The organism is Leucobacter sp. BZR 635 (genome assembly GCF_048061935.2).
GTDB lineage: Bacteria > Actinomycetota > Actinomycetes > Actinomycetales > Microbacteriaceae > Leucobacter.
In genome coordinates this window covers 1-15,637 of sequence record NZ_JBLUNZ020000052.1, presented here as the reverse complement: position 1 = coordinate 15,637, position 15,637 = coordinate 1, and the positions used below count along the sequence as shown (strand labels likewise).

Here is a 15,637-nt window from a genome sequence, read left to right as displayed (position 1 = left end):
GGGAGCCTACCGCCGTTCGGCCGACGACCAAGCCATCAGTGACACCGCCAACCACGCTGCCACCCATCGCGCCTCCGACTCCGCCTCCCGCCATTGCGGAGTCCGGTAGCGAGTTCGGGGCCATCAGCATTGGCCTCGCGGCAGCGCTCCTCGTGTTTGGAGCAACCTGCTGGGCCTTCGCGAGCCGCAGGCAGCGGACGCACTAGCGAGGCACGGGCGGTTCTCGACACCTGTGCAGGGACCCGAGAATGCCTGGCGCACAGCAAGCACAGCGCGCTCATGCCAGCCAACCGCTGGCATGAGCGCGCTGTGACGCGAGCCTCAGTTCAGTTCGCGAACCGTCGCAGGGATCACGCCGTCAGCGTAGAGATCGATGGCGAGATCCTGGAACGCGGTGAGCGCGGCCCGCTGCGTCGTCGGCCCGTAGGAGATGCGGGCAACGCCCAGCTCCTCGTACTCACGAGCAGTGAGCGCACCGGGAAGCCCGATCACGCTAATCTTGCGCTCGCCGATGCCCGCAACAAGCTGACGAGTGGTGTCGGCGTCGAGGACGCCGGGAACGAACACAACGTCGGCACCAGCCGCGAGATAGGCGCGGCCGCGCTCAATCGCGTCGGCGATCGACTCTTCGAGCGGGCGGCCACCACCGCGCACGAGCGCGTCGGTGCGAGCGTTCAGCGAAAAGGGAACGCCCTCTGCTTCGCCGGCAGCCACGATGGCCTCCACATCGGCGGCAAACTCAGCGAGCGGCCGCAGCCGATCCTCGACGTTCGCGCCAACAATGCCCTTGCCGATCGCGCGGCGCACGGTCTCGCCCGAGTTGCCGTAGCCCCCGTCGAGGTCAGCGCTCACCGGCAGGTCGCCGGCGGCCTCAACGATGCGGCCGATCATGTCGAGCGTGACTTCGAGCGGGATCTCGCCGTCGGCGTAGCCGTAGGTCGCCGCGATGGAGTGCCCTGCCGTCGCAATCGCGCGCGTCTCGGGGAGTTCTGCTACTGCCTTCGTCGAGATCGCATCCCACACGTTCACAACGCGCAGGATCTCGGGGGCGGCATGCAGCTGGGTGAGGGTTTGGGCTTTTGCGGATTGCGTGCTCATGAGCCCAACGTATCAAGCTGGTGTCCGTCACGGAAGGTGTTCCGAGGGGACACACAGGCAACTTCGATGAGACCTGGCCCGATGCAAACGTAGGCCCGGATCCGCACAGAGCGGCTCCGGGCCTACGTGCTGCCGAAAGCAGTACCAATCAGTGCCTAGAAGTCCCAGTCCTCATCCTCGGTTGCCTCAGCCTTACCGATGACGTACGAGGAGCCCGATCCCGAGAAGAAGTCGTGGTTCTCGTCGGCGTTCGGCGAGAGCGCCGACAGGATCGCCGGGTTCACGTCGGTCATCTCCTTGGGGAACATCGGGTCGTAGCCGAGGTTCATGAGCGCCTTGTTCGCGTTGTAGTGCAGGAACTTCTTGACGTCCTCGGTGAGGCCCACCGGGTCGTAGAGATCCTGCGTGTAGAGGATCTCGTTCTCGTAGAGGTCGTACAGCAGCGCGAGGGTGTACTCCTTGAGCTCCTCCTGACGCTCCGGGGTCTCCTTCTCGACGGCCTTCTGGTACTTGTACCCGATGTAGTAGCCGTGCACGGCCTCGTCGCGAATGATGAGGCGGATGAGGTCTGCCGTGTTCGTGAGCTTCGCCTTCGACGACCAGTAGATCGGCAGGTAGAAGCCCGAGTAGAACAGGAACGACTCGAGCAGCGTCGAGGCGATCTTGCGCTTCAGCGGGTCGTCGCCCTCGTAGTAGTCGACGATGATCTGCGCCTTCTTCTGCAGCGCGACATTCTCGTTCGACCAGCGGAACGCGTCATCGATCTCCTGCGTCGACGCGAGCGTCGAGAAGATTGACGAGTAGCTCTTCGCGTGCACCGACTCCATGAACGCGATGTTCGTGAGTACGGCTTCCTCGTGCGGGGTCGACGCGTCGGGGATCAGCGAGACGGCGCCGACGGTGCCCTGGATCGTGTCGAGCAGGGTGAGGCCCGTGAAGACGCGCATCGTGAGCAGCTGCTCGTCAGGCGTGAGCGTCGCCCACGACTGTACGTCGTTCGAGAGCGGCACCTTCTCGGGGAGCCAGAAGTTGTTCACGAGGCGGTTCCAGACCTCGAGATCCTTGTCGTCCTCGATGCGGTTCCAGTTAATCGCCTGCACCGGGTGTCCCAGTTTGAACGGTTTCGGGTTCATGCTGTTCCTCTACTGTCCTTCGTATGTCTGATCGTCGCGCCAGGGCTCGTTAGAGCATGCAGCTGACGCACTCGGTCATGTCAGTGCCCTCGAGGGCGAGCTGGCGGAGGCGGATGTAGTAGATCGTTTTGATCCCCTTGCGCCACGCGTAGATCTGCGCCTTGTTGATGTCGCGCGTCGTCGCGGTGTCCTTGAAGAACAGCGTGAGCGACAGGCCCTGGTCGACGTGCTGCGTTGCCGCGGCGTAGGTGTCGATGATCTTCTCGGGGCCGATCTCGTAGGCGTCCTCGTAGAACTCAAGGTTGTCGTTCGTCATGAACGGAGCCGGGTAGTAGACGCGGCCGAGCTTGCCTTCCTTGCGGATCTCCACCTTCGACGCGATCGGGTGGATCGAGCTCGTCGAGTTGTTGATGTAGGAGATCGAGCCGGTCGGCGGAACAGCCTGGAGGTTCTGGTTGTAGATACCGTGCTCCATGACGCTCGCCTTCAGCGCGCGCCACTGATCCTGCGTCGGAATCGCAACGCCGGCCTTGTCGAAGAGCTCGACCACGCGTGCGGTTGCGGGCTCCCAGACCTCGTCGGTGTACTTGTCGAAGAACTCGCCCGACGCGTACTTCGAATCCTCGAAGCCGCCGAAGACCTGCTTCCGCTCCATCGCGATCTTGTTCGACGCAGTAAGCGCGTGGAACAGCACGGTGTAGAAGTAGATGTTCGTGAAGTCGATGCCCTCTTCGGAGCCGTAGTGTACGTGCTCGCGGGCAAGGTAGCCGTGGAGGTTCATCTGGCCGAGGCCGATGGCGTGCGACTGCGCGTTGCCGTCTTCGATCGAGCGGACCGAAGCGATCGAGCTCATGTCGCTGACCGCGGTGAGGGATCGGATCGCGAGATCAACGGTGCCGCCGAAGTCGCCGCCGTCCATCGCCATCGCGATGTTCATCGAGCCCAGGTTGCAGGAGATGTCCTTGCCGATGTCGCGGTAGCTGAGGTCCTCGTTGTAGGTGGTCGGGGTGTTGACCTGGAGGATCTCGGAGCAGAGGTTCGACATGTTAATGCGGCCCTTGATCGGGTTCGCCTTGTTCACGGTGTCTTCGAACACGATGTACGGGTAGCCCGACTCGAACTGCAGCTCGGCCACGGTCTGGAAGAAGTGGCGTGCGCTGATCTTCGTCTTCGAGATACGCGAATCGTTGACCATCTCGTAGTACTTCTCAGAGACCGAGATGTCGCCGAAGGGGATTCCGTAGACGCGCTCGACGTCGTACGGCGAGAACAGGTACATGTCCTCGTTCTTCTTCGCGAGTTCGAAGGTGATGTCGGGCACGACAACGCCGAGCGAGAGGGTCTTGATGCGGATCTTCTCGTCCGCGTTCTCGCGCTTCGTGTCGAGGAACTTCATGATGTCGGGGTGGTGCGCCGAGAGGTACACAGCTCCCGCACCCTGGCGTGCGCCGAGCTGATTCGCGTAGCTGAAGCTGTCTTCGAGGAGCTTCATCACGGGGATGATGCCTGAGGACTGGTTCTCGATCTTCTTGATCGGGGCACCGGCCTCGCGCACGTTCGAGAGCGACAGGGCGACGCCGCCGCCGCGCTTCGAGAGCTGCAGCGACGAGTTGATTCCACGCGAAATCGACTCCATGTTGTCCTCGACGCGGAGGAGGAAGCAGGACACGAGCTCGCCGCGCTGCGCCTTGCCCATGTTCAGGAAGGTCGGCGTTGCCGGCTGGAACCGGCCCGAGATCATCTCGCGCATGAAGCCGCGTGCGAGCTCCTCATCGCCCTGGGCGAGCCCAAGCGAGACCATGACCACACGGTCCTCAAAGCGTTCGAGGTAGCGCTTGCCGTCAAACGTCTTCAGTGCGTACGAGGTGAAGAACTTAAACGCGCCGAGGAATGCCGGGAAGCGGAACTTCAGGGCGTACGCCTCGTCGGTGAGCTTCTCGACAAACTTCGTCGAGTACTGGTCGAGCAGCGCCTTCTCGTAGTAGTCGTTGTCGATGAGGTAGCGCAGGCGCTCCTCAAAATTGTGGAAGAACACCATGTTCTGGTTGACGTGCTGCAGGAAGTACTGCCGCGCGGCTTCGCGATCCTTGTCGAACTGGATCTTGCCGTCTGCGTCGTACAGATTCAGCATCGCGTTCAGCGAGTGATAGTCCATCTCGCTGATCTTCGATGACTCAAGCCCCGGCTCCATTACTGCTGTTTCCAAAACTTTTCCAATCCTTTTTGGACGGCTGTCACGTCGTCCGGAGTTCCAAACACTTCAAATCGGTACAGGAAAGGCACCTGGCACTTGCGGGCGATGATGTCGCCTGCGATGCCGAAGCCCGACCCGAAGTTGGTGTTACCCGCCGCAATCACTCCCCGAATGAGTGATCTGTTCTTCTCGTCGTTGAGGAACTTGATCACCTGCTTCGGAACCGCTCGCAGTGCGGGCCCACCGCCGTAGGTCGGCACGAGGAGCACGTAGGGTTCGGTAACCTCTAGCGGCTCGTCTCGCGCGTACAACGGAATGCGTTTCGCGGGGATACCGAGCTTCTCAATGAAGCGGTGCGTGTTCCCCGAAACGCTGGAGAAGTACACCAAATTACTCACGGTAACCACACATCTCTGGGCTAGAGCATCCGGTCGGCGAGCTCCGCGATCTTGTCGGGACGGAAGCCCGACCAGTGCTCATCGTCAGTGACCACGACGGGCGCCTGAAGGTACCCCAGTTCCTTGACGGCCTGCAGCGCAGTTTCGTCTTCAGAAAGGTCGTGGATTTCGTATTCGATGCCCTTGCTGTCGAGAGCTCGGTAGGTTGCCGTGCACTGAACGCACGACGGCTTGGTGTAGACCGTTACTGCCATTTTTATGCCCTTCCCTCAAAAGTCTTTGCTCGCGTGAGCCACAACATCTAGTGAACCACACCCGGGGCGACCACAAGATGATGTAGTTACAGCGATGTAGTTTTCCACGGACTTTCCACCGACTCTTGGTTGGAGTTGGGGAGAACTTTTGGCTCAGTTCCGCCCCTCATCGGAGGTTATCCACAAGCTGGGGAGACAAAAAGATTTTTCATCCCCTGCCCTGGCTCGGCGTGTCGGAAAACTCCTCACACCCCTACATATTGCAACGCCGCGAGGGCGTATTTTATGCCCGAATTCAACCATGCGCCACTGTCATTTGGCGGGGGTACGCGCGGCAGTCGGAGAGGTTATCGATCCCGCACCGGGCCGCCCGCCGGCCGCACCGTAAACATCGCGGGTTCAGCGAACCCAGCCGCGGCGAACGCCCGCTGAATCGCGTCGCTCACCGCCCCGACGAGGTCAGTATCGATGAGCGCGATGGCGGATCCCCCGAAACCGCCGCCCGTCATCCGCGCCCCGAGCGCCCCGGCGGCGAGCGCAGCATCGACAGCCGTGTCTAGCTCGGGCACGGAGATCTCGAAGTCGTCACGCATCGACGCGTGGGAGGCGGTGAGAAGACCGCCAATCGCTCGCACCCCGTCTGCCCGCAGCAGCGCCACCGTGTCAATGACCCGTTGGTTTTCGGTGACGATGTGGCGAACCCTGCGAAACGTGGTGTCGTCCATGCTGCGCTGCGCGGCAGCAAGATCCGCCACCGAGAGATCACGCAACGCGGCAACGCCCATGAGCGCGGCACCTCGTTCACACTCGGCGCGACGCTCCCCGTAGCCTCCGGTCGCGTGGGAGTGCTTCACCCTGGTGTCAATCACGAGCACCGCGAGCCCGGCCCCGGCGAGCTCAAACGGTACGTGCTCACTCGCGATGCTCCGGCAGTCAAGAAAGAGGGCCGTACCGGGCTCGCCGAGCATCGAGGCCATCTGATCCATGATGCCGGTTGGCGCGCCGACCGCCTCGTTCTCCGCCCGCCGGCCAACCGCGGCGAGCGCCACCGGGTCGAGGCCTCCTCCCCACAGCGCGTTGAGCGCGGAGGCGGCCGCTCCTTCGATTGCCGCGGACGAGGAGAGCCCGGCCCCCACCGGCACGTCAGAGGCGAACGCGATGTCAACACCTGTGCCCCGCACACCTGTGGCGCGCATCGCCCAGGCGACGCCAAGCGGGTACGCCGCCCACTCCGGCACCGCGGGTCGCCCGGTACTGCGCCCAGCCGCGTCGCGAGCGGCGTCGGTCTCGACCTCGACCTTGGCGTCGGCGTCGGCCTCGGCCTCGGCACCAGCGTCGGCCGAGGACAGACGATCAAGATCATCGAGCGCGACCTCCACCGGCGCGGGGGCGAGTGTCGAAGCAACCCGGATGATGCCGTCGCCGCGCAGCCGGGCCGCCGCCGCAGTGCGCTGTGGGATCGCGAACGGCAGCACGAAGCCGTCGTTGTAGTCGGTGTGCTCCCCGATGAGATTGACGCGGCCAGGGGCCGACCACACGCCGTCGGCGGGCACCCCCGTGAGGGAGCGCAACAGCTCCTCGGCGCGTTCGATTGCCGTGGTCACTGGGGGTCCTCCTGCACAGTGGCGAGCGCGGCACGCAGCTTGGCTGCCTGCGCCTCTGGTGGGATGTCGGCGATCCAGGCCCCCATCGCGGCTTCTGAGCCAGCAAGGTACTTCAGCCGGTCGGCGGCCCGCCGGGGTGAGGTGAGTTCGAGCCGGAGCCGCACCTCGCCCCGCCCCTCGCGCACGGGAGCCTGGTGCCAGGCCGCGATGTACGGCGTCGGGGTGTCATAGAGGGCGTCGATGCCGCGCAGCAGCCGGAGGTAGAGCGGAGCAAGCTCGTCACGCTCGGCGGCGCTGGTCTCAGCGAGGTCTGGGACGTGCCGGTTCGGCATGAGCTGCACCTCGACCGGCCAGCGCGCAGCGAAGGGCACAAATGCGGTCCAGTGCTCGCCGCGCAGCACCACGCGCTCGGATCCCTGCTCGAAGGCGAGCTGCTCGGCAAACAGCCCTGCGCCGTGCTCGGCGACCCGGGCGAGCAACCGCTGCGTGCGCGGCGTCACGTACGGGTAGGCGTAGATCTGGCCGTGCGGATGCGGCAGCGTGACTCCGATGTCCTCGCCGCGGTTTTCGAACGGAAACACCTGCTCGATGCCGGGGAGGGCGCTGAGGGCGGCGGTGCGGTCTGCCCAGGCTTCGATCACGGTGCGCGCGCGGGTCGCGCTCAGCGAGCCAAACGATCCGGAGCGCTCTGGGCTGAAGCAGACGACCTCGCAGCGGCCGGCCGCGGGCGCCTCGAGGTCGAAGCGCCCGGTGTGGTCAGGCAGCGATGCCTCGCCCAGCGCGGGTCCGAACGACGGCGAGCGGTTCTCGAAAACGGCGACGTCGTAGTTGCTCGGGATCTCAGACGGGTTCGTGGGGGTCTGCGGAGCGAGCGGATCGAGTTCCGCAGGCGGCAGAAATGCGCGGTGTTGGCGGGCCGCGGCGACCGAGATCCAGTCGCCGGTGAGGACGTCGAACCGCAGCTGGGCGGTCGTCGGCCGCGGAGCGAGCTCACGCACATCGAGGGCGCGCTCGGGAGGGAGGGTTGTGCCCGGGTCGTCGAAATAGAAGAGTTCGCGTCCGTCCGCGAGGAGGGATCGCCGCTTCGTCACCCCGGCACTGAGCGCCTCGGCGTGAGCTGCTTCGTCCGTGATCACGTCAACATGCTAGGTCCAATCGCGTGGCAACGTCAACATGGTAGGGTTTTCGGCGGTAGAACGTCGAGCGAGAGGGCACCTTATGCGCGCTGCAGTATCGATGGCGGATGTCGCCGCGCGCGCAGGGGTGTCCGGCCAGACCGTCTCGCGCGTGGTGAACGGCAGCGCGCGCGTCGAGCCCGGCACGCGCGAGCGCGTTGAGGCCGCGATGGCCGAGCTCGGGTATCGGCCGCACCGAGCCGCACGTGCCCTCCGCACGGGCCGCACCCACACCATCGGCCTGGTCGTCACCACGCTCGCCACCGTCGGAAACTCCCGCACACTCCAGGCCGCCGTTGCAGCCGCGGAGGCTCGCGGCTACGCGATCACCGTCGTCACCGTGACCGGCTCGGTGTCAGACGCCCTGTTGCGGCTCGAGAGCCAGGGAGTCGACGGCGTACTCGTGCTCAATGAGGCCTCCGCACTGCTGTCGAGCGCTGAGCTACCCGCCGGGCTACACATCATCGCCGCAGACACCCTACTCGGGGCAGTGTCGCACGTCGTGCGTTCGGATCACTACGGCGGCGCTCAGGCAGCAACCGCGCATCTGCTCGAACTCGGCCATGACACGGTGTGGCATCTCGCCGGGCCCGCTGGCTCGTTCGCTGCCGCGGAGCGTGAGCGGGGCTGGCGCGCCGCGCTCGATGCCGCAGGGGCCCAGGTGCCAGACGTCGTGCGGGGCGACTGGTCCGCGAGATCTGGCTTTGCGGCCGCCGCCCAGCTCGACAGCGCAGGCGCGGTGTTTTGCGCGAACGACGAGATGGCGCTCGGGCTCATCCACGGTCTCGCGGAGCGAGGCAAGCGGGTGCCGCAGCACGCGAGCATCGTGGGGTTCGACGATGTGCCCGACTCCGCACACTATTTCCCGCCGCTCACGACGGTGCGCCAGGATTTTCAGGCGCTCGGGCTCCAGGCGATCACAACGCTGCTCGACCGCATCGAGGGCCGCACCGCGACCCCCACGTCTGAGGCGATCATCGAGACCGAACTCGTTGTGCGTTCGAGCACTCGGCCTGCCTGAACGGGGTCGTCCGCGCTACCTGAGCGGCGCTCCGCACTTCGCAGGTACCAACATCTGCCATCCTCAACGCCCCGATTAATTCAGACTGACTCCCGCACAGGCCAAAAACGGAGCAGAATAAATAACACGGGAGCTTTGGCGCTTGGGCAGGGCGCAGTATCGGCCGTGCGTGCGAGAACCGTGCGAGCGGTTCGCGGCCGCAAGGTGTGCAGCAGCACAGGGCCAACAGCAGCGCCTACGGAACTATTCCACCGGGATCGGCCAGAGCAGTTCAGTCCCGTCCGACTGAAACCAGCGCAGCACAAGCATCGCGTCGTGCGCCGCGACAGCGCTCTCTGCCTGTGCGCCCCGCACCGCGACCCGAATTCGCTCCCCCGGGTGCACGATGCAGGGCAGTGAGAGCCCGAGGATCCCGGCTCCCGACAGCGCGAATCGCACCGAGTGCGCAGGCTCGCTACCTCGGTGCTCGATCTCGATGACGCCAAGCCCGCGACGCGCCACTCGCCATGGAACCGGCACCGGCGCCGGAGCTGGCGGTGAGCCGTGCGTAGGGCGCACCGGCCGTAGCGCGCCGGATGGCCGCGGTGGCAGCGTGCGTGAGCTGAGTCGGAACGGGGACATGTCGAAACGGTACCCCCGACCCCAGACATTGCCCCGCGGATCCGCTGCTCTGTCGGTCAGCCGCGCCACCATGCAGCCACGCAGCCACGCAGCCACGCAGCCACGCAGCCACGCAGCCACGCAGCCACGGGCACGATCCACTACACGTGGTGGTAGGGCCTGCCGCCTGCGATCTCTTGCGCGCGATAGAGCTGCTCGGCGAGGATGAGCCGCACGAGCTGGTGCGGGAAGACGAGCTTCGAGAGGCTCCACTGGAAGTTGGCGCGCGCACGCACCTCGTCGTCGACGCCGTACGCTCCGCCGATCACGATGACGATCTGCTTGCCTCCGTCAAAGGCCGCCTGCATCCGGGTGGCGAGGGCCGGGGAGTCGACGTTGTGTCCGCGCTCGTCGAGGAGCACGAGAAACGCGTCGCGATCCACCTTCTGCAGGATCCGCTCGGACTCCTCGCTCCGCGCGGCGTCGCCCTCGCGCGCAGAGTGCGGCAGCAGCTGCCATGACACGTCGAACGGTTTGCGCAGTCGCTTCTCGTACCGATCGATGCCGTCACTCACCCAGCTTTCGTGCTTTTTGCCGACGGCCAGCACGCGGATCCCCATTGCTACGCCACCCGCACGGTGTCGAGATACTCGGCGATGCGGCCGATCGCCTCCTCGAGCACAGCCACCTCAGGCAGGGTGACGAAGCGCAGATGGTCGGGCGTCGAAAGATTGAAACCGCGGCCGTTCGTCACGAGCACGCGGGTTGCCCTCAGCAACTCAATCACGAACCGCTGGTCGTCCTCGATCGGGTAGCGCTCAGGGTCGAGCCGTGGGAAGAGGTACATCGCGCCGCCGGGCAGTTCGCAGCTCACCCCGGGGATCGCGGTGAGCAGCCCGTGCGCGACGTTTCGCTGCTCAAGCAGCCTTCCCCCCGGGGCACAGAGCGTATCGATTGAGGATTCAATGCCGAGCGCCACCGGGATCGCGTACTGCGCGGGAGCGTTCGAACACATCCGCATGTTTGCGAGCAGGGTGAGGCCCTCTAGGAAGTCACTGGCACGCGCAAGGTTACCCGAGGTCACGAGCCAGCCGGCTCGATACCCGGCGACGCGTTGCGCCTTCGAAAGGCCACTAAACGTCAGGCAGAGCGTGTCGGTGACGTGCAGTGCGGCATGCTCGTGCTGTGCGCCGTCGTAGAGAATCCTGTCGTAGATCTCGTCGGCCATGAGCACGAGGCCGTGCCGTTCGGCGAGCGCCGCGAAGCCGCGCACGAGTTCGGCCGAGTAGACGGCACCCGTCGGGTTGTTCGGGTTAATGAGCACGATACCGCGAGTCTCGGGCGTGATGAGCGCCTCGATCTCGGCGAGGTCGGGCATCCAGCCGTTGGATTCGTCGCACGGGTAGTGCACGGCTTTGCCGCCCTGCAGCGTGACCTGCGCGGTCCACAGGGGGTAGTCGGGCGACGGCACGAGGATCTCGTCGCCGTGGCTCACCAGCGCCTGCAGTACGAGCGAGATGAGTTCGCTCACGCCGTTGCCGAGGTAGACGTTGTCGGGGGTCACGCCCGCGATCCCGAGTCCCGTGTAGTGCTCGGCGACGGCCTCGCGCGCCGGGAGAATACCGCGGGAGTCGGTGTATCCCTGGGCGTGCGGCAGCGCATCGCGCATCGCGTCGACGATCTCGGGCGGCGCTTCGAAGCCGAAGGGCGCGGGATTGCCGATGTTGAGTTTCAGGATCTGCTCGCCCGCGCGTTCGAGCCGCTCTGCTTCTTGCAGGATCGGCCCGCGTACGTCGTAGCGCACGCCGGCGAGCTTATTGGACTGAGTTATCTGTCGCGTCGCCTTGCTCACGGGCCAAGTTTACTCCCACACGTCGGCGCGGTGTTGCGCTGGCTGCGCCGGAACGGGCGGGTGATGGCGCGGAGCCCCGCGCGCGCCTCCTCTGGTCAGGTCGCTCCACCGCAGCCGTGATTCGGGTGAGAACGGTGGCGCGAACTGACCAGGAGTCGGGCGCCGGGGAGGCAGGACGGCGGGGAGGCAGGACGGCGGGCTTTCCCTCCTCACTGCCCCGAGTTATCTAGTCTGAGCCTTGTGCAGCCCGAACAAAGCTCATGCAGGAATAATCGGGGCAGTGGGGATGGACAGGGGCAGGGGCGCCCGCCTGGCAGTTGGGGCCGGCAGGGGCGCCCGGGCACCCAGGCACCCAGGCACCCAGGCACCCAGGCACCCAGGCACCTTAGCGGGACTCGCGCAGCGCGATGTCTCCCATGTCAACCTTCGCGGTGATTCGATTCGGCGCGCCCGGCACGGTGCGCAGCGAGTTGTCGATCGATCCGGCAGTGTTCGTCGAGGTGACGTCGTACTCACCCGCGGGAACGGCAATATCGATGGATCCCGCACTCACCTCAAGGTCTACCTCGCTCGGAGCCTCGCCCCGAAGCACCAGTTCGAGGTCGCCCATCGCGACCTCACCAGCGACGGTCTTCGCGCCCGTGATCTCGCCTGCGAAGGTACCGAGCCCGATCTCCAAGTCAAGGTGCTCAGCCGCGCCGGAGATGAAGGCATCGCCCGCGTCGAGCTTCACGTCGAGCTCACCGAAGGAACCGTTCGCGCGAAGCACCCCCATCCCGATTTTGATCTCGGCGTCGAACGTGGGACCGGCGAGCTCCTGCGGCAGCGTAAGCGTCGCGGTGACGTTCTGTCCGCGGGTGGTCGGGCAGACGCCGAAGAAGCAAAACCCTGAGTTCGCCTGGGGTGCGCGCACGGTCAGCTCGTCCTCATCACGCGTGAACTCCCAGCCCTTCGCAAGCCCGCCGGTTGCCACCAGCGTCGCCTCCTGCACGTCAGCGAAGGCAAGCGTGAGGTCGGCGAGACCGACGTTGAGGTCGAGGCCTGTGACGCCTGTCGCGTCGAGGGGCACGAGCGGGCGTTCGGAGCCCGGAGCCTCGCCGGCGCGCTGCGAGGATGCGGCCAGCGCGAACGCGGCAGAGGCACCCATGACCAGCAGCACGATGCCGCCGACGATAGCGACCGCAATGGCGATGCCGCTCATCCGGGGCTTCGTCGGAGGGGTTCCGAGCGCGGGGTGCTGGGGGGTCATGGTGTGGATCCTGTCTGTCGGTTCTGCGCTGCCTGCGTTGGGAGCTGTGTGCCCCCGGCATTTTTCAAGTGTGCGATTGCGGCCAGTACGCGGCGATTTCCGTGCTCATCCTGCTCGAGTTCGAGCTTTTGGAAGATCGCGGTGATGTGTTTTTCGACGCTTGCTTCCGAGAGGAAGAGCAGCGCGGCGATCGCCTGATTGGATCGCCCCTCGGCGAGCGCTGCGAGCACGGTCCGCTCGCGGGGCGTGAGTCGCTCCATGCGGGTGTCCTTGCTGCGCCGGGTGAGCAGCTGCGCCACGACCTCTGGGTCGAGCACGGTCGCCCCTCCCGCAATCCGTTCGAGCGTCTCTACGAACTCAGCGACGTCTGTGACGCGATCCTTCAGCAGGTATCCAAAGGCCCCGCCGTGCCCGGCGATAAGCTCGCTCGCGTACCGCTCCTCGACGTACTGCGAGAGCACGAGCACGGGTAGCTGCGGGTGCGCGGCGCGCAGCTCGAGGGCAAGCTTGATGCCCTCATCGGTGAACGTCGGCGGCATCCGCACGTCAAGTATGCAGAGGTCTGGCTGTTCGCGGGTGACCGCTTCGGCGACGCCGGTGGTGTCGGCAAATGCGCCGATCACCTCGTGCCCGGAATGTTCGAGCAGCCGCACCAGGCCCTCGCGCAGCAGCACGGAATCCTCACAGATCAGGATGCGCACGGGACGCTCACCTCCAGCGATGTTGGACCGCCGAGCGGGCTGTCGAGTCGGAACGTGCCGCCGGCAGCGAGCACCCGGTTGGCGATGCCGTCAAGGCCTCCGCCGGGAATCACCCGGGCACCGCCAGCGCCGTTGTCTTCCACGCGGGCCCACAGCGTCGCGCCGTCCCGCAACCGTACGACCACGCGCACCTCGCTCGCCCGCGAGTGCTTTGCGGCGTTCGTAATGGACTCGGCGATAACGAAGTAGACGGCGGTCTCCGCGTCGCGGCTGCACCGGCCCTCGAGTTGCACGTCCAGGGCGATGGGAATGTGGGATCGGCCGGCGAGCGCCGAGAGCGCCGCGTCCAGGCCGCGATCCTCAAGCACCGAGGGGTGGATCCCGCGCGCGAGCTGCCGCAGCTCCGTGATGGCGGCTTTCGTCGACGTGTGCGCCTCGGTGATGAGCGCTTTCGCGGCCTCTGGGTCGGAATCGATCTGCTGCTGGGCGAGTCCCAGGGTCATCCCTACGGACACGAGCCTGGGCTGCACGCCGTCGTGGAGGTCTCGCTCAAGCCGCGTGCGCTCAACGTCTGCCGCACGCACGGCGCCGGCCCGCTGCAGCTCGGCGGTCAGCGCCGCTTCCTGCAGCTGCGCCGCCTCCGCCCCGGCGCCGGCGATCCACACGGTGATCAACCGGTGGAGGAGGGCGATGCCGACCATCGCGGCCGCGCTGAGGAGCCCGATGCCGAGGTAGGCGAGCGGGTGCAGCGCACCGAACTCGGCCTCGAAGTACGGCCCAAACGCCGGATGGTAGGTGACGGTGCGCCCGCCCGCGCTCAGCGCTGCGGAGACGATGCCCCAGACCGAATTCTGTGCGCAGACAAGGAGCACTAAGCCGAGGAACCCCGCGACAGTGAAGCTCGCGATCCCCTGCCACATGCGCGAGTCAATCACCTGCGCACCGAGCGTGCGGACGAACCCGCCGAGGCCCGCGCCGCGCTGCGGCACCGAGCGCAAGGCAGGGACGCCGAGGCCGTAGAGCCCGCTCACGCGCGCGGTCTCAAACCAGGCGACGCCGAACAGCACGTATACGAGGGCGACGAGGAACAGCAGACCGATCCCGAACACGAGCGTCAGGCCGAGGCCGACGCCGAAGAGGACCGCCACGAGCGCGAACACGAATGAGCCGAAGAGACCGAGGGCGACAAGGTGCAGCATTGTCGTGACAATGCGCAGCGGCGGTCGTGGCCGTGTGGTGACGGCCGGGGATCCCAGTGCGTTGCTCATGCTTCTACGTTAGGGCCCGCAGGGCCCTGGCAGCAGCGGGCTGACCCGAGACGCGCCTTCGGGTTTTCCCTACCTAAGGGAGCCCGGAAACGCCTTGCCCGGGTTCAGCGTGCCGTTCGGATCAAGCGCATCCTTGATGTCACCGTGGAGCTGGAGCACCCGGCGAGGCAGCTCGGCTTCGGTCCCCGCAAGCTTCAGCAGCCCCACGCCGTGCTCCCCCGTGACCGTACCGCCGAGGTCCAAACAGTCTGCGACGATCCGATCGAACGCGAGTTTTGCTCGGGATTTGGCTGCTTCGTCACCTTCGGGCACGACGATGAGCGGGTGCAGGTTTCCGTCGCCCGCATGCGCGATGTTCGCGATAACCACGTCGTGATCGCGAGCTGCGGCTTGGATGCGCAGAAGCATATCGGGCACGCGGCGCTTCGGTACGCAGACGTCCTCCGTGAGCACGGGGCCCAGCCGCTCAAGCGCGGGGTAGGCGAGCCGGCGAGCGAGAAACAGCAGATCGGCTTCGGCTTCGCTGTGGGCCTGGCGCACATCTGACCCGCCGCTGTCTTCCAGGCACCGCACGATCTCGTCAATTGCGGCAGCTCCCGCATCGCCCGGTTCCTCGATGCGAATGAGCAACATGGCCTCGACGTCCACCGGCAGCGCGAGGCCTTTCCACTCCGCCACCGCTCGTAGGCATGTCCGATCGATGAGCTCGAGGGCGCCCGGCACGGTGCTCAGGCGCGAGACTGCTGCGACCGCCCGCCCGGCGTCAGCCAGTGAGTTGAAGTAGCCCACAACCGCGCGGGTGGGGTGGCTGCGCAACGGCAACAGTCGCACGGTTACCTCGGTGATGACGCCCAGGGTGCCTTCCGAGCCCACCAGGAGCCCAACGAGATCGTACCCGGTGACGCCTTTGGCGGTCGTGCGCCCAACGCTCACGATGCTGCCGTCGGCGAGGACGACCTTCAGCGCGATGACGTAGTCCCGCGTCACCCCGTATTTGACGCTGCAGATACCGCCGGCGTTGGTCGCGACGTTGCCGCCTATCGTCGAGATGTTCGAACTCGCAGGGTCTGGCGGATACCAGAGCCCGTCG

Annotated in this window: 16 protein-coding genes; 2 read left to right on the top strand and 14 right to left on the bottom strand. The window is 66.0% G+C overall.

Annotated elements, in window-relative coordinates; translation table 11 throughout:
- Positions 1–206: hypothetical protein (locus tag ACI1US_RS11025; protein WP_461640429.1), on the top strand; the 206-nt coding region annotated here is incomplete at its 5' end.
- A gap of 115 nt (positions 207–321) precedes the next feature.
- On the opposite strand, the gene ACI1US_RS11020 is transcribed toward ACI1US_RS11025, so the two are convergent.
- The 7 genes from ACI1US_RS11020 to galT all read right to left on the bottom strand — a co-directional run bounded on the left by ACI1US_RS11020 (position 322) and on the right by galT (position 7,817).
- Entirely contained in the window at positions 322–1,098 is a 777-nt protein-coding gene (locus ACI1US_RS11020) for an isocitrate lyase/PEP mutase family protein (protein ID WP_461640427.1), read from the bottom strand.
- 155 nt (positions 1,099–1,253) lie between these two features.
- On the bottom strand, positions 1,254–2,231 hold the full coding sequence (gene nrdF, locus ACI1US_RS11015) for a class 1b ribonucleoside-diphosphate reductase subunit beta (protein WP_416549934.1): 978 nt from the start codon (positions 2,229–2,231) through the stop codon (positions 1,254–1,256).
- A gap of 49 nt (positions 2,232–2,280) precedes the next feature.
- Entirely contained in the window at positions 2,281–4,422 is a 2,142-nt protein-coding gene (gene nrdE / locus ACI1US_RS11010; protein WP_416549937.1) for a class 1b ribonucleoside-diphosphate reductase subunit alpha, read from the bottom strand.
- Positions 4,422–4,823, bottom strand: coding sequence for a class Ib ribonucleoside-diphosphate reductase assembly flavoprotein NrdI (gene nrdI, locus ACI1US_RS11005; RefSeq protein ID WP_416549935.1), 402 nt, complete (start codon positions 4,821–4,823; stop codon positions 4,422–4,424). The genes nrdE and nrdI overlap by 1 nt, the downstream gene beginning before the upstream one ends.
- Positions 4,824–4,843: 20 nt before the next feature.
- Entirely contained in the window at positions 4,844–5,077 is a 234-nt protein-coding gene (gene nrdH / locus ACI1US_RS11000; RefSeq protein WP_416549936.1) for a glutaredoxin-like protein NrdH, read from the bottom strand.
- 347 nt (positions 5,078–5,424) lie between these two features.
- Positions 5,425–6,681 (bottom strand): galactokinase, encoded by a 1,257-nt coding sequence (gene galK / locus ACI1US_RS10995; RefSeq protein WP_461640424.1) that lies wholly within the window; start codon positions 6,679–6,681, stop codon positions 5,425–5,427.
- Complete coding sequence (gene galT / locus ACI1US_RS10990) at positions 6,678–7,817, bottom strand: galactose-1-phosphate uridylyltransferase (RefSeq protein WP_461640422.1); 1,140 nt, start codon at positions 7,815–7,817, stop codon at positions 6,678–6,680. Before galT ends, galK begins: the two co-directional genes overlap by 4 nt.
- Before the next feature lie 82 nt (positions 7,818–7,899).
- Between galT and ACI1US_RS10985 the strand changes: the two genes are divergently transcribed.
- On the top strand, positions 7,900–8,877 hold the full coding sequence (locus ACI1US_RS10985) for a LacI family DNA-binding transcriptional regulator (RefSeq protein WP_461640420.1): 978 nt from the start codon (positions 7,900–7,902) through the stop codon (positions 8,875–8,877).
- A gap of 243 nt (positions 8,878–9,120) precedes the next feature.
- Here the strand turns inward: ACI1US_RS10985 and ACI1US_RS10980 are convergent, their stop codons facing one another.
- From ACI1US_RS10980 to ACI1US_RS10950, 7 genes are all read right to left on the bottom strand, one after another.
- Positions 9,121–9,378, bottom strand: a complete 258-nt coding sequence (locus ACI1US_RS10980; RefSeq protein ID WP_461640418.1) for a hypothetical protein — start codon at positions 9,376–9,378, stop codon at positions 9,121–9,123.
- A gap of 260 nt (positions 9,379–9,638) precedes the next feature.
- Complete coding sequence (rlmH, locus tag ACI1US_RS10975; protein ID WP_461640416.1) at positions 9,639–10,097, bottom strand: 23S rRNA (pseudouridine(1915)-N(3))-methyltransferase RlmH; 459 nt, start codon at positions 10,095–10,097, stop codon at positions 9,639–9,641.
- A 2-nt stretch (positions 10,098–10,099) separates the two neighbouring features.
- Positions 10,100–11,329, bottom strand: coding sequence for a pyridoxal phosphate-dependent aminotransferase (locus tag ACI1US_RS10970; RefSeq protein ID WP_461640414.1), 1,230 nt, complete (start codon positions 11,327–11,329; stop codon positions 10,100–10,102).
- A 385-nt stretch (positions 11,330–11,714) separates the two neighbouring features.
- Complete coding sequence (locus ACI1US_RS10965; RefSeq protein WP_461640412.1) at positions 11,715–12,578, bottom strand: DUF4097 family beta strand repeat-containing protein; 864 nt, start codon at positions 12,576–12,578, stop codon at positions 11,715–11,717.
- Positions 12,575–13,279, bottom strand: a complete 705-nt coding sequence (locus ACI1US_RS10960) for a response regulator (RefSeq protein WP_461640410.1) — start codon at positions 13,277–13,279, stop codon at positions 12,575–12,577. Before ACI1US_RS10960 ends, ACI1US_RS10965 begins: the two co-directional genes overlap by 4 nt.
- Positions 13,267–14,547, bottom strand: a complete 1,281-nt coding sequence (locus ACI1US_RS10955) for a sensor histidine kinase (protein WP_461640408.1) — start codon at positions 14,545–14,547, stop codon at positions 13,267–13,269. Before ACI1US_RS10955 ends, ACI1US_RS10960 begins: the two co-directional genes overlap by 13 nt.
- A 69-nt stretch (positions 14,548–14,616) precedes the next feature.
- Positions 14,617–15,637: FAD-binding oxidoreductase (locus ACI1US_RS10950; RefSeq protein ID WP_461640406.1), on the bottom strand; the 1,021-nt coding region annotated here is incomplete at its 5' end.